Genomic DNA, 20734 nt, shown 5'->3' with positions numbered 1-20734 from the left:
AGGCGCGTGCCGGGGCATACCCGGTATATGAATGGTAAGACGTACGGGCGAGCGAATTAGTTGCCCTGGTCGCGGAAATTTCTCCGACCCGCCCCTGGTGCGGGCGCCGCACCCCGCTACCGCCCCTCCACTACGGTTGCTTCCATGAGTGACAGGGCTGCCAGGAGCGACAGCAGCGGGCGCGGTCCGGCCCGCGAGCCGGGGCGGGAGCGGCACCGGGGCGCGGTCACGCTGCGTCGCGGCGCGATCCCGACCAGCACCGCCGACCAGCGGCTGCTGGACTCGCGCGGCCGTGGCGACTGGAAGACGAAGGACGCCTGGCGGGCGCTGCGCATCCTGTCCGAGTTCGTGGAGGGTTTCGACACCCTGGCCGACCTGCCGCCCGCGGTCAGCGTCTTCGGCTCTGCCCGCAGCAAGCCGGACAGCCCCGAGTGTCGGCTGGCCGAGGAACTGGGCGCCGCCCTGGCCCGCGCGGGCTACGCCGTGATCACCGGCGGCGGGCCGGGCGTGATGGAGGCGGCCAACCGGGGCGCCAGCGAGGCCGGCGGGCTCTCCGTCGGGCTCGGCATCGAGCTGCCCTTCGAGCAGGGCCTCAACGACTGGGTCGACCTGGCCATCGACTTCCGCTACTTCTTCGCCCGCAAGACCATGTTCGTCAAGTACGCCCAGGCGTTCGTGGTGCTGCCCGGCGGGTTCGGCACCATGGACGAGCTGTTCGAGGCGTTGACGCTGGTGCAGACCGGCAAGGTCACCCGGTTCCCGGTGGTGCTGATGGGCACGGACTACTGGCGGGGCCTGCTCGACTGGCTGCGCGACACGATGGCCGCCGACGGCAAGATCGGGCCGGTCGACCTGGAGCTGATCTGCCTCACCGACGACGTGGACGCCGCCGTGCGGCACATCGTGGCCGCCGAGGCGGCCCTCTCCGCCGAGCAGGAGGCGATCCGCGAGGAGGCGGTCGCGCGCACCGAGGCCGACCAGCGGGCCGCTGCCGAGGGTGCCGCCGCCGACCAGGCCCGGGAGGGCTGAGCCGGTGGCCGCGATCTGCGTGTTCTGCGCGTCCTCCCGCACCCTCGACCAGCGCTGGCTGGACCTCGCCGCCGAGACCGGCCGGGAGATCGCCCGGCGCGGGCACACCCTGGTCAGCGGCGGCGGCTGCGTCGGGATGATGGGGGCGGTGGTGGACGGTGCCCGGTCGGCCGGCGGCCGCACGGTCGGGGTGATCCCGCAGTCCCTGGTCGACCTGGAGGTCGCCGACCTCGCCTCGGACGAGCTGCTGGTCACCGCCAGCATGGCCGACCGCAAGACGCTGATGATCGAGAAGTCGGACGCCTTCCTCACCCTGCCCGGCGGGCTGGGCACCCTGGACGAGCTGTTCGAGGTCTGGACGACCGCCACCCTCGCACTGCACACCAAGCCGATGGTGCTGGTCGACGCGGACGGCTTCTACCGCCCCCTGCTCGACTGGCTCACCACTCTCACGGACCGCCACTTCCTCAAGCCGGCGGGCCAGGACCTCCTCCTGGTGGCCGACACCATCCCCGCCGCCCTGACCACCCTGGAATCCCACCTCCCCTGACCCGCCCCCTTGCCCCTTGCCCCTTGCCCCTTGCTCCACCCCGCCTCCTCCCGCCCCCCCGCAGGGCGAGGCTGCGGAGGGAGGGGCCGGGGCGGGGGTGGGAGGAGGCGGAGCGGGGCGGGGAGGCACGGGGTGGGGTGAGTGTCGGTGGGGCGTGGTGGGATGGGGGGATGCAGGCGTACCGGCTGGTGCGCCGGCCTGTCGAGGCGGCCCGGGGGGACCGCCGGTCCGACGGGGCGGCGTTGGGGGACGGTCGGCCCGAAGGGGCGGCCGGGCGGGAGCGGCGGGCCGGCGGGCCGGGCGGCGATGGCGCGCAGGCCGACCACGGCGGGCAGACCGGTCACGGCGGGTTCGACAACGGCGCGCGGCAGGGCGTTGGCGTGCGGCCGGGCGACGACGTTCGGCAGCCCGTTGGCCTGCGGCAGCGCGTTGACCTGCGGCAGGACGTCGACGTGCGGCAAGACGATGACACGCGGCAAGACGATGACACACCGCCGGGCGACGGCGTGCGGGGTGGCGCGGCGGGGCTGGCGTGGGGCGACGGGTGGCGGGACGACCCGGTGCAGGCCGAGGTCGTGGCGCACACCGACGGGCCGATGCTGGTCGTCGGTGGGCCGGGCACCGGCAAGAGCAGCGTGCTGGTGGAGGCGGTCGCCGCCCGGGTGGCCGAGGGGGTCGACCCGGAGCGGGTCCTGGTGCTCACCTTCGGCCGGCGGCAGGCCACCGACCTGCGCCGCCGGATCGAGGCCCGGGTGGCCGGCGACGGGCAGCGGGTGCTGCGCGAGCCGCTGGTGCGCACCTTCCCGGCGTACGCCTACGGGCTGCTGCGCCGGGCCGCCGCCGAACGGGGCGAGCCGTCGCCGCGCCTGCTCACGGGTCCCGAGCAGGATCTGATCATCCGGGAGCTGCTGGACGTGGTCGGCGAGGAGCCCGACGACGACCCGGTCGGCTGGCCGGAGGACCTGCGGCCGGCCCTGCGTACCCGGGCGTTCGCGGCCCAGCTCCGCGACCTGCTGATGCGGGCGGCGGAGCGCGGGGTGGGCCCGGTGGAGCTGGCCCGGTTGGGCGAGCGGCTGGGCCGCGCCGACTGGCCGGCCGCCGCGCGTTTCCTGCGGGAGTACGTGGCCGTGCTCGCGCTGCGCGACGTCAGCAACCGTGGCTCGGTCGCGTACGACCCGGCGGAGCTGGTCCGGGCCGCCACCGGCCTGCTGCTCGACGACCCGGGGCTGCTGGACGCCGAGCGCCGCCGCCTCGCCCACGTCTACGTCGACGAGCTGGCCGACACCGACCCCGCCCAGCTCGACCTGCTCGCCGTGCTGGCCGGCGGCGGCAAGTCCCTGGTCGCGTTCGCCGACCCCGACTCGGCCACGTACGCGTTCCGGGGCACCGACCCGGCCGGGGTGGCCGCCTTCCCGCACCGCTTCCGCACCGCCTCCGGGGCGCCGGCCGCCCAGGTCGTGCTGACCACGTCGTACCGGGCGGGGCCGGGGCTGATCGCCGCGACCCGGCGGCTCGCCGGCCGGCTGCGTGGTCCGGCGGCCCACCGGCGGCTGCGCCCGCTGCCCGACGCCCCGCCCGGCACGGTGGAGGTGCGCACCTTCCGCTCGGCCACCAGCGAGGCCGCCTGGCTGGCCCAGGCGCTGCGCGCCGCGCACCTGCTCGACGGGGTGCCGTGGTCGCGGATGGCGGTGCTGGTGCGCTCGACGGCCCGGCAGTTGCCGGCGCTGCGCCGGGCCCTGCACACGGCCGGGGTGCCGACCGTGGTGCACGGCGAGGACCTGCCGCTGCACCTCCAGCCGGCGGTCGCCCCGCTGCTGCTCCTGCTGCGCTGCGCCCTGGAGCCGGCCCGGTTGGACGAGGAGGCGGCGGTGGCGCTGCTGCACTCGCCGCTGGGCGGGGCCGACCCGCTGGCCGAGCGGCGGCTGCGCCAGGGGCTGCGGGCGCTCGCCCTGGCGGTCGGTGACCGCCGCCCCTCCGGTGAGCTGATCGTCGACGCGCTGCGCGACCCGGAGGAGCTGTCCGGGATCGACCGGCACTGGGCGGAGCCGGCGCAGGCGGTGGCCGGGCTGCTGGCGATCGCCCGGGAGGCGGCCCAGCGACCGGGTGCCACCGCCGAGGACGTGCTCTGGGCGGTGTGGGACGCCAGCGGGCTGGCCGAGCGCTGGGCGGGCGCGATCGCGCTCGGCCGGGCGGCGACCGGGGAGCACGAGACCGCGCGGCGGTGGCGGGCCGAGGCCGCCGACCGGGATCTCGACGCCGTGCTGGTGCTCTTCGACGCGGCGGCCCGGTTCGCCGACCGGCTGCCCGGTGCGCGCACCGAGGTCTTCCTCGACCACGTGCTCGGCCAGGATCTGCCGGCCGACACCCTGGCGCCGACGGCGGACCGGGGGGAGGCCGTCCGGCTGCTCACCGCGCACGCGGCGAAGGGGCTGGAGTGGGACCTGGTCGCCGTCGCCGGGGTGCAGGAGGGCGTCTGGCCGGACCTGCGGCTGCGCGGCAGCCTGCTCGGCTCCGAGCGACTGGTGGACGTGCTCGCCGGCCGCGACGCCGGCGGGAACGACATCGGCGGGTACACCATCGGCCAGACCGGGCGGGCCGCCGGCGACGGCGGCCGCCGTGGGCACGCTCCGGGCGACGGCGGCCACGGTGGTCGGGGCCCGGGCGACGGCGGGCGGGCGGTCCTCGTCGGGCAGACCTCCGCCCTGCTCGACGAGGAGCGCCGGCTCTTCCACGTGGCCGTGACCCGGGCCCGCCGCCGGCTGCTGGTCAGCGCGGTCGCCTCGGCCGCGGTGGGCGGCGACGACCACGAGGAGCAGCCCAGCCGGTTCCTGTACGAGCTGGACCCGACCCCGCCGCCGGGCGGCGACTCCGCCGGCCCGGCCCCCGACGGCGGCCCGGACGGCGGTGGCGACACCGGCCCTGCGACGAGCGGCGAAGCGGGGGCCACCCCTGTGGCGAGCGGCAGCCATGCGGGCGGCGAGGCGGGGGCCGGCACGCCGGCCGACGGCGGTGCGGAGCCCGGCCGGGGGAGTCTGCCGGTGGCCGGGCCGCCCCGGGCGCTGACCCTGCCGGCGTTGGTGGCGGAGCTGCGTACCGCCGTGGCCGACCCGGCCGCGCCCTACCACCGGCGCAGCGCGGCGGCGGCCGAGCTGGCCCGCCTCGCCGCCGCCGGGGTGTCCGGCGCGCACCCCGACGACTGGTGGGGGCTGCGCGGCCTCTCCGACGACCGGCCGCTGGTCGACGAGGGGGAGCCGGTGCGGGTCACCCCGTCGGGCATGGAGAGCGCTTTGCGGTGCAGCCTGCGCTGGCTGCTGGAGCGGCACGGCGGCAGCGGCCCGGCCAGCGCCGCGCAGGGGGTGGGCAACCTGGTGCACGCCGCCGCGATGCTCGCCGAGGACGCCAGCGCCGACCGGTCGGCGCTGCTGGAGTACGTGGCGGCCCGGTTCGACGCGATCGAGCTGGCCGCCCGGTGGATGGTGGGCCCCGAGCGGGAACGCGCCGAGGCGATGGTGGACAAGCTGCTGCGCTGGCTGGCGGGCAACCCGCGCCGGCTGTTGGCCATCGAGCACGAGTTCGCCGTGCGCCTGGACGACCCGCAGCGGCCCGTCGAGCTGACCGGCCGGGTCGACCGGCTGGAGGTCGACGCCGACGGCCGGCTGGTGGTGGTCGACCTGAAGACCGGCAAGTCCACCGTGGTCACCGAGCGGGAGATCGGCGAGCACCCGCAGCTCGGGGCGTACCAGGCGGCGGTCGAGGCGGGGGCGTTCGCCGAGTACGGCGACGAGTCCGGCGGGGCGGCCCTGGTGCAGCTCGGCACGGGGGCGCGCGACGCCCGGGAGCAGAGCCAGCCGGCGGCGGGGCAGGGGCCGGCGGCCGGCTGGGCGACCGCGCTGGTCCGGCGCACCGCCGATACGATGGCCGCCGCCACCTTCGCCGCGGTCGCCAACTCCAAGTGCCGGGTCTGCCCGGTGCGCACGAGCTGCCCGGTGTCCGGGCAGGGGCGCCAGGTGGTCGAGCCGCCGACCCTCCGCCGGGAGCAGCCAGAGTGAGCTTGCGAGTCGCGCAGTCGCGAACTGAGGACCTCCCGTGACCCAGCCCGCCCTGTTCAGCGCCGCCACCCCGGCGCCCCGGGCCGCCGACTCCGGCCCCCGCTACACGCCGGTCGAGCTGGCGAAGCTGCTCCGGCTGCCCGCGCCCACCCGGGAGCAGGCCGCGATCATCGCCGCGCCGGTCGAGCCGCTGCTGGTGGTCGCGGGGGCCGGCTCGGGCAAGACCGAGACGATGGCCGCCCGGGTGGTCTGGCTGGTGGCCAACGCGTACGTCCGGCCGGAGCAGGTCCTCGGCCTGACGTTCACCCGCAAGGCGGCCGGCGAGCTGGCGCACCGGGTGCGTACCCGGCTCGACCAGTTGGTGCGCCGGCTGGGGCGGCGGGGCCGTGACCCGCTCGACGACCCGCTGGCCGGCGAGCCGACGGTGTCCACCTACCACTCGTACGCGGGGCGGATCGTCACCGAGCACGGGCTGCGCGCCGGGTACGAGCCGACCACCCGGCTGCTCACCGAGGCGTCCCGCTGGCAGCTCGTGGACCTGCTGGTGCGCAACTACGACGGCGACATGACCGGCGTGGACCGGATGCCCAGCACGATCACCGACGCGGTGCTGGCCCTGGCCGGCGAGCTGGACGAGCACCTGGTCGACCCGGACGCCCTGGCCGCCTGGACGGGCCGGTTCTTCGCCGACGTGCAGTCCCGCCCCGGCCGGGTCTACGCCGACGTGCGCAAAGCGCTCGCCCTGCAGCAGACCCGGCTGAAGCTGCTGCCGCTGGTCCGCGCGTACGGCCGGCGCAAGGACGACTTCGAGGCGATGGACTTCGCCGACCAGCTCGCCCGGGCGGCCCGGGTGGCCCGGGACCACCCGGCGGTCGGGGCGATCGAGCGGGACCGGTTCCGGGTGGTGCTGCTCGACGAATACCAGGACACCAGCCACGCGCAGGTGGTGCTGCTCAACGCGCTGTTCGGCGGCGGTCACCCGGTGACCGCCGTCGGCGATCCCTGCCAGTCCATCTACGGCTGGCGCGGGGCCAGCGCGGGCACCCTGGACCGCTTCCCGGCCGAGTTCGCCCGCGTCGACGGCACGCCCGCCGCTGTGCTGGGGCTCACCACGAGCTGGCGTAACCGCCCGGAGATCCTGGGGGTGGCGAACGCCCTGGCCACGCCGCTGCGGGCGGCGGGGGCCCGGGTGCCGGAGCTGCGCGCCGCGCTCAGCGTCGCCGACCCGATCGGCCACCGCACGCCGGGTGGCCTGGCCGCCGGCACCGTGCACTGCGCTCTCCTGCCGACGTACGCCGACGAGGCCGACTGGATCGCCGACAGCGTTCTCGCGGCGTGGCGGGGGGCGGCGGGGATGCCGGGCGCGCTGCCCGAGCACGTACCGGTGCCGCTGCGGCCCACCACCGCCGTGCTGGTGCGGCTGCGCAGCCAGATCCCGGCGCTGGCCACGGCGCTGCGCGCCCGGGGGCTGCCCGTCGAGGTGGTGGGGCTGGGCGGGCTGCTGGACACCCCCGAGGTGCGGGACGTGGTGTGCACCCTGCGGGTGCTGGCCGACCCGACCGACGGGGCGGCGCTGCTGCGGCTGCTCACCGGGGCGCGTTGGCGGATCGGGCCGCGCGACCTGGTGGCCCTGCACCGGCGGGCCCGGTCGATCGCCGCCCAGCGTCGCCGGCTCGCCGCCGGGGACGAGCCGGAGGTCGCCGTGGACCTGCTCGACGAGGCCACCCTCGTGGAGGCGCTGGCCGACCTCGGGCCGGCCCAGGCGTACTCCGACCAGGGGTACGCGCGGCTGCGCGCGTACGGCGAGGAGCTGGCCCTGCTGCGCTACCGGCTGGACCAGACGCTGCCGGAGCTGATCGCGGACGTGGAGCGGACCATCGGCCTGGACGTGGAGGTGGCGGTGCGGGCGGGCCGGGACGGCACCGGCGACGCCGGCCTGGCCCGGGGCCACCTGGACGCCCTCGGCGACGTGGCGGCCCGGTTCAGCGGTGAGTCCCCGGCGGCGACCCTGTCGGGGTTCCTCGCCTACCTGGCCGCCGCCGAGGACGAGGAGCGCGGCCTCGCCCCGGGCGAGGTGGAGGTGGTCGACGGCGCGGTGCAGATCCTCACCGCGCACGCCGCGAAGGGCCTGGAGTGGGACGTGGTGGCGGTCGCCGGCCTGAGCCGGGGCGTCTGGCCGGGGCCGGTGCGCAACTCCGACCACTGGCTGGGCGGGCTGGGGGTGTTGCCGTTCCCGCTGCGCGGGGACGCCGACGGGCTGCCCGAGCTGGGCCTGGCCGACGCCGCCGACCAGCGCGCGGTGGCGCGGGCGCTGGCCGACTTCACCGACGCGTGGCGGGCGCACGACGAGCGGGAGGAGCGCCGCCTGGCGTACGTGGCGGTGACCCGCCCCCGGCGGCTGCTGCTCTGCTCCGGCTACTGGTGGGGCGAGGGGACGAAGCGCCCGCGCGGCCCGTCGGCGTTCCTGCGGGAGGTGTACGACGCGTGCTCCGGCGGCGGCGACGGGCTGCTGGTGGACCGGTGGGCCCCGGAGCCGGCCGGTGACGCGGTGAACCCGACCACGAAGGTGGTGCTGCGCGCCGAGTGGCCGGCCGATCCGCTGGGCGGGCGTCGTCCGGCGCTGGCCGAGGCCGCCGCGCTGGTGCGCCGTTTCCTCGCCGACCCGGACGCAGAACCGATCGCCCCGGGTGCAGGCCCGGCCGCCCCCGGCGGCGAGGCCCCCGTCCCGGGTGGACGCTCCGGCCGCGCCGGCGACGAGCGGGGGCCGGTCGTCGCCGAGGACCCGGAGGTGGCGCGCTGGCGGCGGGAGGCCGACCTGCTCCTCGCCGAGCGGGCCGAGCTGGTTGCCGGGGCGGGGGCGGTCGAGGTGGTCCTGCCCGGGCAGCTTTCCGTCACCCAGCTGGTGGCGCTGCGCCGCGACCCGGGTGAGTTGGCCCGCGCCCTGCGCCGGCCGATGCCGAGCGCGCCGAACCCGTACGCCCGGCGGGGCACCGCGTTCCACACCTGGCTGGAGCAGCGCTTCGGCGCGGACCGGCTGCTCGACGTGGACGAGCTGCCCGGGGCGGCCGACGCCGACGCCGCGCCGGACGAGGCGCTCGCGGAGTTGCAGGCGCGCTTCCTGGCCGGCGAGTGGGCGCAGCGGGTGCCGGTGGAGGTGGAGGTGCCGTTCGCCACGGTGATCGCCGGGGTGGTGGTGCGGGGCCGGATGGACGCGGTGTTCGCCCGGCCGGGCGGGCGGTTCGACGTGGTGGACTGGAAGACCGGGCGGCAGCCGGTCGGGGTGGAGGCCGAGGCGGCGGCGGTGCAGCTCGCCGTCTACCGGCTGGCCTGGGCCGAGCTGGCCGGGGTGCCGGTCGACCGGGTCGGCGCGGCCTTCCACTACGTGCGGGACGGGGTGACCGTCCGCCCGGCGGACCTGCTGGACGCCGATGGGCTCACCGCGCTGGTCGCGGGCGTGCCGGAGGCCGGCCGCGGCCACGTCGCCACGACCGCCGACGCTCCGGCGGCCGGGGCGCGGCCGGAAATTTCCGGGTGACGGGCGACAAGATCCGTGCTAGCCTTGCTGCGTTGCAGTTATGGTTCCCAGAGACTCTGTGTGCGCCTGGCGGATTGTGGCCCCAGGCGCTCTTTGTTGTGTCCGGAGTTCTCCGGGCGGGGCGACCAGAAGCGACAGGCGATTCGCGCATCCCGCGCGGAGCGCTCCTCTTCGGGCCCGCAACAGGTGCGGGTCCGACGTTCCGTCAAGGAGACGAAACACATGGCAATTGGCACCGTCAAGTGGTTCAACGCTGACAAGGGCTTCGGCTTCATCACCCCGGACGGCGGCGGCGCCGACGTCTTCGCCCACTTCTCGGCGATCCAGACCTCCGGCTACCGGAGCCTGGACGAGAACCAGCGGGTCGAGTTCGAGATCACCCAGGGCCAGAAGGGCCCGCAGGCGGAGAACATCCGCCCGCTCTGATCTCCGGCACCCGTTCCACCCGTAACATCCGTCGCGCCCTCCGGGCGTGACGACGTGGCCGGTCCGCCCCTCGTGCGGCGGGCCGGCCACGACCCCATTCGGTTCGTGCTTGTGAGTCCCGGCGGCCCCGGCCGCCGGTCGACAGCGCCATCCCGGCGCCCTCCCTCGACACGTGCCGCGTCGAGGAAGGCTTTGCCATGACCACCGTTCTGCCCTCTTTCTCCGCCACCGGCCTGGCGCCCGCGCTGCTCGCCGAGCTGACCGTGCAGGGCATCACCGAGCCGTTCCCGATCCAGTCGGCGACGCTGCCGGATTCGCTGGCCGGCCGGGACGTGCTCGGCCGGGGCCGCACCGGCTCGGGCAAGACCCTCGCCTTCGGGCTGCCGCTGCTGCACCGCACCGCCGGCCGCCGCGCCCGCCCCGGGCGTCCGCTGGCGCTGGTGCTGGTGCCGACCCGTGAGCTGGCCCAGCAGGTGACCACCGCGCTCGCCCCGTACGCCCGGGTGTTGGGGCTGCGCGTCGCCACCGTGGTCGGCGGCCTGTCGCTGGGGCGGCAGGCGGACGCGCTGCGCGCCGGCGCCGAGGTGGTCGTGGCCACCCCCGGCCGGCTGCACGACCTGATCAACCGCGGTGACGCCCGGCTCGACCAGGTGGCCGTGACGGTGCTGGACGAGGCCGACCAGATGGCCGACATGGGCTTCCTGCCGCAGGTCACCAAGCTGTTGGAGCAGGTGGCCGGCGACGGCCAGCGGATGCTCTTCTCCGCCACCCTCGACGGCGGCGTGGACAAGCTGGTCCGCCGGTTCCTCACCGACCCGGTCTCGCACTCCGTCGACCCCGGCACGGCCACGGTCACCGCGATGACCCACCACGTGCTGCACGTCGAGGCGGAGGACAAGCCGGCCACGCTGACCCGGATCGCGGCCCGCGAGGGCCGCACCATCCTGTTCATGGGCACCAAGCACCGCGCCGACCGGCTGGCCCGCCAGCTGCTGGCCAAGGGCGTGCGGGCCGCCGCCCTGCACGGCGGCAAGTCCCAGCCGCAGCGCACCCGGATCCTGGAGCAGTTCCGCACCGGTCAGGTGACCGCGCTGGTCGCCACCGACGTGGCGGCCCGGGGCATCCACGTCGACGGCCTCGACATGGTGGTCAACGTCGACCCGCCGACCGAGGCGAAGGACTACCTGCACCGGGGTGGGCGCACGGCGCGGGCCGGCGAGTCGGGGACCGTGGTCACCCTGGTTCTGCCCGAGCAGCGCCGGGAGGTGTCCCGGCTGATGGCCACCGCCGGCATCCGGCCGCAGGCCACCCAGGTCCGCCCGGGCGAGGAGGCGGCGCTGGCCCGGGTCACCGGTGCCCGCGAGCCGTCGGGTGTGCCGGTGACCGTCGTCGCCCCGCCGCCGCAGCGGTCCGCCCCGGCGGCATCCGGCCGGGGCTCCCGGTCCGCCCGCGCCGCCCACGGCACCGCCGCGTCCGGCGGCACGCCCCGTTCCGCCGCTGCCCAGGGGGACACCCCGGCCGGCCGTGACGCGGCGGGCGGTGACGGGCGACGCACCGGGCACCGCGCGTCGGGCCGGTCGCGTCGCCCGCGTCGCCCCCGTTCCGCCTGACCCGTCGCCGCCCGGAGGGGCCGTGCCCCGGCTCCTGGCTGCCCCACTCGCCGGTCGTGGACCGCGCCCCGGTTCCTGGCTGAGTCGATAATCAGGCTACTGAGTCGGGAATCAGGCAGGCGCGGGTCCGATCGGTGACTGTCGCCCGCGCGCCTGGTGGAAGATGCTAGCCGTGGGGGAACACGGCCGGTGGGGACCGGCCTTGCTGGGGGGAGGAAGACCATGACGGGCGACGTCGAGTCGGGGGCGGCACGGGAGCTGCTGGTGGTGTTGGCGGTCGCGGGGGCGGGGCTGCTGCTCGCCACGGCGGCGGCCTTCTCGCCGTGGCATCCCACCCGCAGTGCCCGACAGCCCGCCGGGGTGGTGGGGCTGCACAACCCGGACGGGGCGGACGCGAAGCTCACCGGCGCCGTCATCGGGGTGACCGACCGGTCCGCCGGCTGAGCCCGCACCTCCGACTGCCGGGGTGCTGCTGCCGGCCGGCGACCAGCCGGCGAGCCCGTGCCGCCCAGCCCGCTGAGCCGGCACCGCCTCGCCGGTGGACCGGCCGGTCAGGCCCCGCCGACCGGGTCGGCGACGGGCGCGGCGGCGGCCCCGGCCGTCGCCGCGGCCCCGTCCCGGGCGGCCGGCTCCCGGCCCTCACCGGTGAGCAGGTCGGCCAGGGTCGTCCGGTCCACCACCAGGGCGATCGCCCCGTCGACGGCCAGCCACACGTCGCGCAGTCCGGCGGCCACGCCGTGATAGCCGGCGACCTCGGCCGGCAGGCCGCGCACCGAGGTGAGCGACCCGCCGACCGCGCGGAGCACGTCTCCGACGCTGATCTCGGTGGCCGGCCGGGCCAGGGCGTAGCCGCCGTCGGTGCCCCGGTGGCTGAACAGCAGCCCGGCCCGCCGCAGGTCGAGCAGGATGCCCTGGAGGAAGCTCAGCGGGATGGCCTGGCTCTCCGCCAGGGCCGCAGCCTTGGCGAGTTCGCCGCCGGGCGCGGGGCCCGAGCCGTGGGCCGTGGCGGCGACGGCCAGCATGGCCCGGAGCGCGTAGTCGCTGCGCGCGGAGACGTACACGTCACTGCCCGGCCTGGTCCAGCACGCCCCAGCGGCGGCGGATCGCCTGGTCCGCCGCCCCGAACGCGGCGTCGACCCCGAGGCCGACGACCAGGATGACGATCATCGTGGAGAGCAGCCAGGGCGCGTCGGCCAGCTCCCGGGCGTACGTCAGCTGCGCGCCGAGCGAGGTCTGCGAGATGCCCACCACGATCAGCTCGCCGGCCATCAGGCTGCGCCAGGAGAACGCCCAGCCCTGCTTCAGCCCGGCGACGATGGCGGGCAGGGCGGCCGGGGCGATGACGTACCGGTAGAGGTTGAGCCCCCGGGCGCCGAGGTTGCGCCCGGCCCGTTGCAGCAGCGGCGGCACGTAGTCCACCCCGCTGATCACCCCGTTGGCGATGGACGGGGCCGCGCCGAGCACCACGACGAAGAAGATGGCCTTCTCGCTCAGCTCGAACAGCAGGATCGCCAGCGGGAACCAGGCGATCGACGGCATGGTCTGCAACGCGGTGATCATCGAGCCGATGGCCGCCCGCAGCACCCGGAACCGGGCCACGGCGAGGCCGAGCAGCAGGCCGACGCCGACGGAGAAGACGTACCCGAGGGCGGCCCGGCGCAGGGTGGTGACCAGGCCGTCCCAGAGCTGCGGCCCGCTGGCCTGACGGACCAGCTCCTGCCAGACCGGGCCGGGCCCGGGCAGCGAGTACGGCGGCCAGATCTCCGCCCACACCACGACCTGCCAGACGGCGATGGCGATGGCGAGCGCGGCCAGCTTCGGCCAGGTGGACGCCCAGAGGGTCGCGGCCCGGGTGGTCGTCTTCTGCCGGCCGGCGATCTCCAGCGCGTCGAGCCCGGAGATCTCCGCGTCGGCGCGCGCCTCGGCGATCGTGTCACTGGCCATGGCGGCCCACCTCCGTACGGAGCCGGTCGGTGACGTCGGCGGCGATCGACGCGATCTCCGGGGAGTCGATGCGTCGGGGCCGGGGCACGTCGACCCGGGTGGAGTAGATGATCCGGCCGGGCCGGCTGGACAGCAGGATGATCCGGTCGGCGAGCCGCGCCGCCTCCCGGACGTTGTGGGTCACGAAGAGCACGGTGAGCTTGCGCTCGGCCCAGATCCGCTCCAGCTCGTCGTGCAGGATGTCCCGGGTCATCGCGTCGAGCGCGCCGAACGGCTCGTCCATCAGCAGGACCGGGGTGTCCAGGGCGAGGGTGCGGGCGAGCGCGACCCGCTGCCGCATGCCGCCGGAGAGCTGGTGCGGGCGCTTGCGGCCGAACTCGGCCAGGTGCACCGTGCGCAGCAGCTCGGCGACCCGTTCCCGGCGCTGCGCCCGGGGCAGCCGGCGCAGCTTGAGCGGCACGTCGACGTTGCCCTCGACGGTGAGCCACGGGAAGAGGGCGGACTCCTGGAACATCAGGCCGGGGTTGACCCCGTCGCCCAGCTCGATCCGCCCGCCGCTGACCTTGTCGAGGCCGGCGACCAGGTTGAGCAGGGTGCTCTTGCCGCAGCCGGAGGCGCCCACGAGGCAGACGAACTCGCCGGGCGCGACGTCGAGGGAGACCCCGTCCAGGGCGAGGACGGCGTGCTCGCCCTGCCCGTACACCTTGGTCACGCCGTGCAGCGCGACCGAGCCGGTCGCGCTGCGGGGCGTCGTCGTGGTCGACGTCATGGTTGGGTGACCTCGGGCTTGCCCTGGGTCTTGAGCACCTCGTTGAGGTACTTCAGGTCGTAGAGCCCGTCGAGGCTGACCGGCTGGGTCAGCTCGACGGCGACCGCGTGGTCCAGGCCGGCCTTCAGCGAGGAGGCGATGGGGTCGTTGGTGAACTCCAGCGTCGGCCACGCCTGCTTGATGAGCTTGACGTCCAGCGGCTTGCCGGTGATCTTGCCGATGTGGTCGGAGATGGCCTGCTGCGACTCGTCGGGCTTGGTGTTGACGAACTCGTTGGCCGCAACCTGGCCCTCGACCAGCTTCTTCACCACGTCGGGGTGGGCCTTGAGGAACTTGGTGGAGACGATCAGGTTGGTGATGACGAACTTCTTGTCCGGCCACAGGTCGCGCTCGTCGACGAGCACCTTGCCGCCGGCGTTGACCAGCCGGGAGACGAACGGCTCGGGCACCCACGCCCCGTCGATCGTCCCGCTGTTGAACGTCTCCACGGTCTGGGCGTTCTCCTGGGGGACGACCTTGACGTCGCCGCCGCCCTCCTTGGTGGCGGTGAGCCCCTTTTCTTTGAGCCAGTAGCGCAGCGCCACGTCCTGGGTGTTGCCGAGCTGCGGGGTGGCGATCTTCTTGCCCTTGAGCTGCTCGACGGAGGTGATCTCCGGCTTGACCACCAGGGCCACGCCGCCGGACGCCGCGCCGGAGATCACCCGGACCGCCTCGCCCTTGGACTTGGAGAACGCGTTGACCGTCGGGTTGGGGCCGATGTACGTCGCGTCGAGCGCGCCGGAGAAGATCGCCTCGATGGCGGCCGGGCCGGCGTTGAAGGTCTTCGTCTCCAGCTTGACGTCGCCGCCGAGCTTCTCGGCGAAGATGCCCTTCTCCACCCCGACGACGGCCGGTGCGTGGGTGATGTTGGGGAAGTAGCCCAGCCGGAGCGTGACCGGGCCGGAGCCGCCCGCGGCCGCGCCGTCGTCCTCGCCGCAGGCGGCGGTGGCTCCCAGGGTCGCCGCGCCCAGCACGGCGAGGGCGGCCAGGGTCACCGTCCGACGGAGGGGTAGCCGTCTCATCGTCTGTCCAATCCGCAGTATTCCTACTTAGTTGGTAGGAAGACTGGGGCAGCGTTCCGATGGCGTCAAGAGCCGTCCACATCGCGGGATTCGCGCTCGGGATTATTCCCGGTTTTCCTACCTTCTTGCTAGGTTTGGTCGACGTGACCTACCACTGGTTTCTCCCCACGTCCGGCGACGGGCACCAGGTCGGCGCCGCCACCGTCACCGCCGGCGCGGCCCGGCACGAGCGGGCCGCCACCGTCGGCTACCTGGCCGAGGTCGCCCGGGCCGCCGAGGCGGCCGGCTTCGCCGCGCTGCTCACCCCGGTCGGCTCCGGCTGCCCCGACCCGTGGATCGTCTGCGCCGCCGTCGCCCAGCACACCGACCGGATCGGCATGCTGGTCGCCGTGCGGACCGGGTTCGCCCTGCCCACGCTCGTCGCCGCCCAGGCCGAGGCATTCCAGGCCGTCTCCGGCGGGCGGCTCGCGCTCAACGTCGTCACCGGCGGCGACCCCGCCGAACAGCGGGCGTACGGGGACTTCCTCGACCACGACGACCGGTACGCGCGCACCGGCGAGTTCATCGACGTGCTCCGCCGGACCTGGCGCGGTACCCCGTTCGACTTCACCGGCGCGCACTACCGGATCGCCGGCGGCGGCCTGACCGCCCCGCTGACCGAGCCGCCGCCCGTCTACCTCGGCGGGGCGTCCCCGGCCGCCGAGGCGGTGGCGGCGCGGCACGCCGACGCGTACCTCATGTGGGGTGAGCCGCCGGCCGCGATCGCCGCCCGGGTGGCCCGGGTGCGGGCCCTGGCCGCCGAGCGGGGCCGCACCCTGCGCACCGGCCTGCGGCTGCACGTCATCGCCCGGCCGACCGCGGGCGAGGCGTGGGCCGAGGCGGACCGGCTGCTGGCCGGGATGAGCCCCGAGCGGATCGCCGCCGCGCAGGCCCGGTTCCACCGGATGGACTCCGTCGGCCAGGCCCGGATGGCCGCCCTGCACGGCGGGTCCGCCGACGCGCTCACCGTCGCGCCGAACCTGTGGGCCGGGATCGGCCTGGTCCGCGAGGGCGCGGGCACCGCGCTCGTCGGCAGCTACGCCGAGGTCGCGGCCAGAATCGACGAGTACGCCTCGCACGGCGTCGACGAGTTCGTGCTGTCCGGCTGGCCGCACCGGGAGGAGGCCGAGCGGGTCGGCGCGGAGGTCCTGCCCCGGGTGGCCGCCGTCGCACCCGTGGGCTGACCCGACGCGCTAGGGTCGACCCGTGGCGGCGCGGAGATCCAGAATTCCAGCGACGAAGTACCCGGTCGAGCGGTTCACCCTCGACAACGGCCTGCGGGTGGTGCTCACCCCCGACCGCAGCGCACCGGTGATCGGGGTGGCGGTCGTCTACGACGTCGGCATCCGCTCCGAGCCCGAGGGGCGCACGGGCTTCGCCCACCTCTTCGAGCACCTGATGTTCCAGGGCTCGGAGAACCTGGAGAAGCTGGCCCACTTCCGGCACGTGCAGGGCGCGGGCGGCACCTTCAACGGGTCGACCCACCACGACTACACGGACTACTACGAGACGCTGCCGAGCAACGCCCTGGAGCGGGCGCTGTTCCTGGAGGCCGACCGGATGCGCGGCCCCCGGCTGACCGAGGAGAACCTGCGCAACCAGGTCGACGTGGTCAAGGAGGAGATCCGGGTCAACGTGCTCAACCGGCCGTACGGCGGGTTCCCCTGGCTGACCCTGCCGCCGGTCATGTTCGACACGTTCCCCAACGCGCACGACGGCTACGGCTCCTTCGACGACCTGGAGTCCGCCACCGTCGACGACGCGGCCGACTTCTTCCGCCGCTACTACGCCAGCGGCAACGCCGTCCTCGCGATCAGCGGGGACGTCGACGTGGCCGAGGCCACCGCGCTGGTGCAGCGGCACTTCGGCGATGTGCCGGCCCGGCCCGCCCCCGACCGCCCCGACTTCGCCGAGCCCGACCTGACCGCCGAGCGGCGCTCGTCGTACACCGACGCCCTGGCCCCGCTGCCGGCGGTGGCCTCGGCCTGGCGGGTGCCCGATCCGATCACCGACTTCGCCGGCTACCTGCCCTACGTGGTGCTCGCCGAGGTGCTCACCGACGGCGACGCGTCCCGGCTGGTCGAGCGGCTCGTCCAGCGGGACCGCGCGGTCACCAGCCTCGGCGGGTACGTGGGCTTCATGGGCGACCCGTTCGACGTGCGCGACCCCACCGCCCTGCTGCTCCAGGCGCACCTGCCGCCCGGCGGGGACGTCGACAAGGTGCTGCGCACCGTCGACGAGGAGCTCGACCGGCTGGCCACCGACGGCCCGACCGACGGCGAGCTGGCCCGCACCCAGGCCCGGATGGCCACCCACCTGCTGCGCGACACCGACGCGGTGCTCGGCCGCGCGCTGCGGATGGCGGTGCTGGAGCAGCAGCGCGGCGAGCCGGGGCTGCTCAACGACCTGCCCCGGCTGGTCGGCGAGGTCACCGACGAGCAGGTCCGGGCCGCCGCCGCCACCCTGCGGCCGGAGCGCCGCGCGTCCATCGAGGTTGTTCCTGGGGGTGCCCGATGAGTGTGGCAGACGTGTCGCCGCGGGCGTTGCCGCCGCTCGGCCCGAACCGCAGGCTCAAGCTGCCCAAGCAGGCCGAGCGGAGGCTCGGCAACGGGCTGACCGTCATCGCGGTACGCCGCCCGGCCGTCCCCCTGGTCGAGCTGCGGCTGTGGATGCCGACGGGCCGGACCCACCTGGCCCGGGGGGCGATGCTCGCGCAGACCATGCTCTCCGGCACGCAGTCGATGACCAGCGTGCAGATCGCCGCCGAGCTGCAGGCGGTCGGCGGCGGGCTGTCGGCCGGCATCGACCCGGACCGGCTGATGCTCTCCGGCGCGGGCCTGGTCACCGGGCTGGACCGGATGCTGGAGATCCTGGCCGACGTGCTGACCGGCGCGACGTACCCGGGTCAGGAGGTCGGCACCGAGCGGGACCGGCTGGTCGACCGCATCCAGGTGGCGCAGAGCCAGCCGGCCCACCTGGCCCGCACCGCCCTGCTGCGCCGGGTCTACGGCAAGCACCCGTACGCGGTGCAGACCCCCGAGCCGGAGCAGGTGCGCGCGGTCCGGCCGGCGGCGCTGCGCCGGCTGCACGCCGAGCGGGTGCACCCGGCCGACGCGGTGCTGGTGCTGGTCGGCGACGTGCAGCCCGAGCGGGCCCTGGGCGCCGCCGAGAAGGCCCTCGCCGCCTGGAACGGCGCTGGCCACACCGCCGAGCTGCCGCCCGCCCCGCCGCTGGAGCCGGGCCCGCTGCTGCTGGTCGACCGGCCCGGGTCGGTGCAGTCGTCGCTGCGCATCGCCCTGCCGGCGGTGCCCCGCACCCACCCCGACCACGCCGCGCTGCAACTGGCCAACCTGCTCTTCGGCGGCTACTTCTCCTCCCGCTGGGTGGAGAACATCCGGGAGGACAAGGGCTACACGTACGGGCCGCACTCGCTGGTCGAGCACTCGGTGGCCGGGTCGGTGCTGGTCGCCGGTGCCGAGGTGGCCACCGAGGTGACCGGGCCGGCGCTGCTGGAGACGACGTACGAGCTGGGCCGCCTCGCCACGCTCCCGCCGAAGCCGGACGAGCTGGAGCAGGCCCGCCAGTACGCCCTCGGCACCCTCCAGCTCGGCATGTCCACCCAGGCCGGGCTGGCGTCGCTGACCAGCGCGTACGCGGGCAGCGGGCTGCGCCTGGAGTTCCTCGCCGAGCACGCCGCCCGGCTGGCGAAGGCCACGGTCGACGACGTGGCCGAGGTGGCCCAGCGCTACCTGGCCCCGGCCCGGGCGGTCACCGTGGTGCTCGGCGACGCCGAGCGGGTCGCCCCCGCGTTGTCGGCCCTCGCCCCCGTCCGCACCGAGCCGGTCCGGCCGTGACCGCCGGGGGCGGGCCGGCCCGGGGCGGGGGCGGGGAGACCGCCCCGCCGCTGGCCCGGTCCACCCTGGACCGGGCCGCGCACCGGCGCACCGACCCGCAGTGGCTGGCCGAGGCGTGGGAGCGGGCCCGGGTCCTGGTGCTCGACTCCGCCGCCCACGGCCGGGCCCTGGTCCGCGCCGACGCGTCCCCGCCGGAGCTGGTGCTCCTCGGCTCGGGCGAGCTGCCCGAGGTGCCCCGCTCCGTGCCGATGTTCCTCGGCGTCGAGCCCGACGGCGCGCCCGTGTTCGCGGTGGACTCGCCGCTGCCGGAGCTGCCGGGCACCCGGGCCGTGGGCCTGCGGGAGGTCGGGCACCTGCTGTTGGACCGCGACGCCGGCATCTTCACCGCCGCGCTGGCGCTGACCAACTGGCACGCCCGGCACGGCTACTCCTCAGTCACCGGCCAGCCGACCCGGGTCGACGAGGCCGGCTGGTCCCGCGTCGACGAGACCGGCGACCGGGTCTGGCCGCGCACCGACCCGGCGATGATCGCGCTGGTGCACGACGGGGTGGCCGGGCCCGAGGGCACCTGCCTGCTCGGCAGCAACGCGGCCTGGCCGCGCACCGGGGGCGGCCTCCGCTTCTCCTGCTTCGCCGGCTACGTGGAGCCCGGCGAGTCGGCCGAGGACGCCGTCGTGCGCGAGGTCCACGAGGAGGTCGGCGTCGCGGTCGGGACCATCACGTACGCGGGCAGCCAGTCCTGGCCGTTTCCCGGCTCGCTGATGCTCGGCTTCGTCGCCCTGGCCGACCCGGCGCAGCCGGTGCGCGTGGACCCGACGGAGATCGCGTACGCCCGCTGGTTTAGCCGCCGGGAGATCGGCGCGGCGCTGGCCGGGCGGCCGGTGGCCGTCGACGGCGGCGAGCACCTGCTCCTGCCCCCGCCCTCGTCGATCGCGCTCTTCCTGATCCACCGCTGGCTCGACGGCCACTGCTGACACCGGCTCGGCTCGGCTCGTGCTCGCGGCGACCTGGCGGCGACGGCTGCGGCCGCGGCGGGCGCGGCGGGTGCGGCGAGTGCCTGACGCTCGGCCCGCAGGGGCGGCTCGCCGTCACCCTGAGTTCGCACAATTCGCCCGCGTGGCTCCGGCGGCAACCCTGCGCTCCGCCCCCTTTGCTCTGCACCCGGATCCGCAACGGTTGCCGAAAGTAGCGGAACCATCTGGCCGCCGCCGGCCATCCTCTTGCAAAGTCGCTGCTCACCACGGGTGCTGCGTGGGCGGGTGCAGAGCAAAGGGAACGCGGGATGTGTGGCGGGGGCCGAGAGGCATGACGGAGGGTGAGATCGGCCAGAGCCCGGGAGTGCCTCGGCCGTCAGTGCGGAGAGTGAGCGGCGCAGGGGTCAGGCCCAGCAACGGGTCGGGTCCAGCAGGGAGCAGGTCCAGCAGCGGGCCGGGTTCGGCGGGGCCGGCTCCAGCGGGGCCGGGCTCAGCGGGGAGGGGCGTCGTCGAGCGGCAGCACCTTGACGCGCTGCCTGCCGCGGCGGACCGCGCCCACCGTGGACAGGGCCCGGGCCAGCAGCAGGGCGGCCTCCCGGTCCTCGGCGTGCACCACCTGGCGGCGCGGTTCGGGGGAGACGATCTCGTCGCGCACCCGGCCACCGCCGGCCCAGGCGACCGCGATGTCGACGTCGGCGGCGGCGCGGATGTCGGTGCGAACGATCAGGAACCGCATGATGGTCTCCGGATGCGACGGTGACGCACGGCACTCGGTGGAAGTTCCACGTCACTCTGTCGACACATGTTACGCGCGGCCCGCGTCCCAGCAAATGGAACGAGACGGTCGGAGCGCCGTATCCCCCGATCGGATGACGTCGCGCCGCGCGTGGTCGC

General features: G+C 75.7%; 16 protein-coding genes. 11 read left to right on the top strand and 5 right to left on the bottom strand.

Annotated elements, in window-relative coordinates:
• The first annotated feature begins 144 nt into the window (after positions 1-144).
• The 7 genes from ACVMYR_RS11670 (at position 145) to ACVMYR_RS11640 (ending at position 11643) form a co-directional block, all read left to right on the top strand.
• Positions 145-1029 (top strand): LOG family protein, encoded by an 885-nt coding sequence (locus tag ACVMYR_RS11670; RefSeq protein WP_077936744.1) that lies wholly within the window; start codon positions 145-147, stop codon positions 1027-1029.
• Positions 1030-1033: 4 nt separating this feature from the next.
• Positions 1034-1579 carry an LOG family protein gene (locus ACVMYR_RS11665; RefSeq protein ID WP_077936745.1) on the top strand — a complete coding sequence of 182 codons (546 nt, stop codon included), beginning with the start codon at positions 1034-1036 and terminating at the stop codon, positions 1577-1579.
• 170 nt (positions 1580-1749) lie between these two features.
• Complete coding sequence (locus ACVMYR_RS11660; protein WP_457121808.1) at positions 1750-5628, top strand: ATP-dependent helicase; 3879 nt, start codon at positions 1750-1752, stop codon at positions 5626-5628.
• A gap of 37 nt (positions 5629-5665) precedes the next feature.
• Complete coding sequence (locus tag ACVMYR_RS11655; protein WP_457121807.1) at positions 5666-9163, top strand: ATP-dependent helicase; 3498 nt, start codon at positions 5666-5668, stop codon at positions 9161-9163.
• Between the two features lie 222 nt (positions 9164-9385).
• Complete coding sequence (locus ACVMYR_RS11650) at positions 9386-9589, top strand: cold-shock protein (RefSeq protein ID WP_043965813.1); 204 nt, start codon at positions 9386-9388, stop codon at positions 9587-9589.
• A 197-nt stretch (positions 9590-9786) separates the two neighbouring features.
• The gene (locus ACVMYR_RS11645; RefSeq protein ID WP_457121806.1) at positions 9787-11199 is read left to right on the top strand and encodes a DEAD/DEAH box helicase; all 1413 of its coding nucleotides are present in this window, start codon (positions 9787-9789) and stop codon (positions 11197-11199) included.
• A 222-nt stretch (positions 11200-11421) separates the two neighbouring features.
• Complete coding sequence (locus ACVMYR_RS11640) at positions 11422-11643, top strand: hypothetical protein (RefSeq protein ID WP_043965817.1); 222 nt, start codon at positions 11422-11424, stop codon at positions 11641-11643.
• A gap of 107 nt (positions 11644-11750) precedes the next feature.
• Here ACVMYR_RS11640 and ACVMYR_RS11635 read toward each other — a convergent pair whose 3' ends face one another.
• Genes ACVMYR_RS11635 through ACVMYR_RS11620 form a run of 4 tightly spaced genes read right to left on the bottom strand, consistent with a single transcriptional unit; the run spans position 11751 to position 14973 of the window.
• Positions 11751-12260 (bottom strand): RrF2 family transcriptional regulator, encoded by a 510-nt coding sequence (locus tag ACVMYR_RS11635; protein WP_431894035.1) that lies wholly within the window; start codon positions 12258-12260, stop codon positions 11751-11753.
• A gap of 1 nt (position 12261) precedes the next feature.
• Positions 12262-13143 (bottom strand): ABC transporter permease, encoded by an 882-nt coding sequence (locus ACVMYR_RS11630; protein WP_077938422.1) that lies wholly within the window; start codon positions 13141-13143, stop codon positions 12262-12264.
• Positions 13133-13912: an ABC transporter ATP-binding protein gene (locus ACVMYR_RS11625; RefSeq protein WP_043965821.1), complete on the bottom strand. Its 780-nt coding sequence runs from the start codon at positions 13910-13912 to the stop codon at positions 13133-13135. The genes ACVMYR_RS11630 and ACVMYR_RS11625 overlap by 11 nt, the downstream gene beginning before the upstream one ends.
• Positions 13909-14973 carry an ABC transporter substrate-binding protein gene (locus tag ACVMYR_RS11620; RefSeq protein WP_091277022.1) on the bottom strand — a complete coding sequence of 355 codons (1065 nt, stop codon included), beginning with the start codon at positions 14971-14973 and terminating at the stop codon, positions 13909-13911. The genes ACVMYR_RS11625 and ACVMYR_RS11620 overlap by 4 nt, the downstream gene beginning before the upstream one ends.
• 143 nt (positions 14974-15116) lie before the next feature.
• Between ACVMYR_RS11620 and ACVMYR_RS11615 the strand changes: the two genes are divergently transcribed.
• The 4 genes from ACVMYR_RS11615 to nudC are packed head-to-tail and all read left to right on the top strand — an operon-like array spanning position 15117 to position 19840.
• A complete protein-coding gene (locus ACVMYR_RS11615) occupies positions 15117-16196 on the top strand; it encodes an LLM class flavin-dependent oxidoreductase (RefSeq protein WP_077938424.1) in 1080 nt (359 codons plus the stop codon).
• A 22-nt stretch (positions 16197-16218) separates the two neighbouring features.
• Positions 16219-17529, top strand: a complete 1311-nt coding sequence (locus ACVMYR_RS11610) for a M16 family metallopeptidase (protein ID WP_091277019.1) — start codon at positions 16219-16221, stop codon at positions 17527-17529.
• Positions 17526-18866 carry a M16 family metallopeptidase gene (locus ACVMYR_RS11605; RefSeq protein ID WP_457121805.1) on the top strand — a complete coding sequence of 447 codons (1341 nt, stop codon included), beginning with the start codon at positions 17526-17528 and terminating at the stop codon, positions 18864-18866. Before ACVMYR_RS11610 ends, ACVMYR_RS11605 begins: the two co-directional genes overlap by 4 nt.
• The gene (gene nudC, locus ACVMYR_RS11600; protein ID WP_457121804.1) at positions 18863-19840 is read left to right on the top strand and encodes an NAD(+) diphosphatase; all 978 of its coding nucleotides are present in this window, start codon (positions 18863-18865) and stop codon (positions 19838-19840) included. Before ACVMYR_RS11605 ends, nudC begins: the two co-directional genes overlap by 4 nt.
• A 490-nt stretch (positions 19841-20330) precedes the next feature.
• Here the strand turns inward: nudC and ACVMYR_RS11595 are convergent, their stop codons facing one another.
• Entirely contained in the window at positions 20331-20576 is a 246-nt protein-coding gene (locus tag ACVMYR_RS11595; protein ID WP_043965829.1) for a hypothetical protein, read from the bottom strand.
• Positions 20577-20734: the final 158 nt, after the last annotated feature.

It is taken from the genome of Micromonospora sp. PTRAS2 (assembly GCF_054052245.1).
The sequence above is the reverse complement of the archived record's forward strand: the minus strand, read 5'-3'. Positions and strand labels throughout refer to the sequence as shown.

Coding starts and splice junctions, on each gene's coding strand:
- ACVMYR_RS11630 (WP_077938422.1), bottom strand. CDS start 13,143: ATGGCCAGTGACACGATCGCCGAGGCGCGCGCCGACGCGGAGATCTCC.
- ACVMYR_RS11625 (WP_043965821.1), bottom strand. CDS start 13,912: ATGACGTCGACCACGACGACGCCCCGCAGCGCGACCGGCTCGGTCGCG.
- ACVMYR_RS11650 (WP_043965813.1), top strand. CDS start 9,386: ATGGCAATTGGCACCGTCAAGTGGTTCAACGCTGACAAGGGCTTCGGC.
- ACVMYR_RS11645 (WP_457121806.1), top strand. CDS start 9,787: ATGACCACCGTTCTGCCCTCTTTCTCCGCCACCGGCCTGGCGCCCGCG.
- ACVMYR_RS11640 (WP_043965817.1), top strand. CDS start 11,422: ATGACGGGCGACGTCGAGTCGGGGGCGGCACGGGAGCTGCTGGTGGTG.
- ACVMYR_RS11620 (WP_091277022.1), bottom strand. CDS start 14,973: ATGAGACGGCTACCCCTCCGTCGGACGGTGACCCTGGCCGCCCTCGCC.
- ACVMYR_RS11605 (WP_457121805.1), top strand. CDS start 17,526: ATGAGTGTGGCAGACGTGTCGCCGCGGGCGTTGCCGCCGCTCGGCCCG.
- ACVMYR_RS11660 (WP_457121808.1), top strand. CDS start 1,750: ATGCAGGCGTACCGGCTGGTGCGCCGGCCTGTCGAGGCGGCCCGGGGG.
- ACVMYR_RS11595 (WP_043965829.1), bottom strand. CDS start 20,576: ATGCGGTTCCTGATCGTTCGCACCGACATCCGCGCCGCCGCCGACGTC.
- ACVMYR_RS11670 (WP_077936744.1), top strand. CDS start 145: ATGAGTGACAGGGCTGCCAGGAGCGACAGCAGCGGGCGCGGTCCGGCC.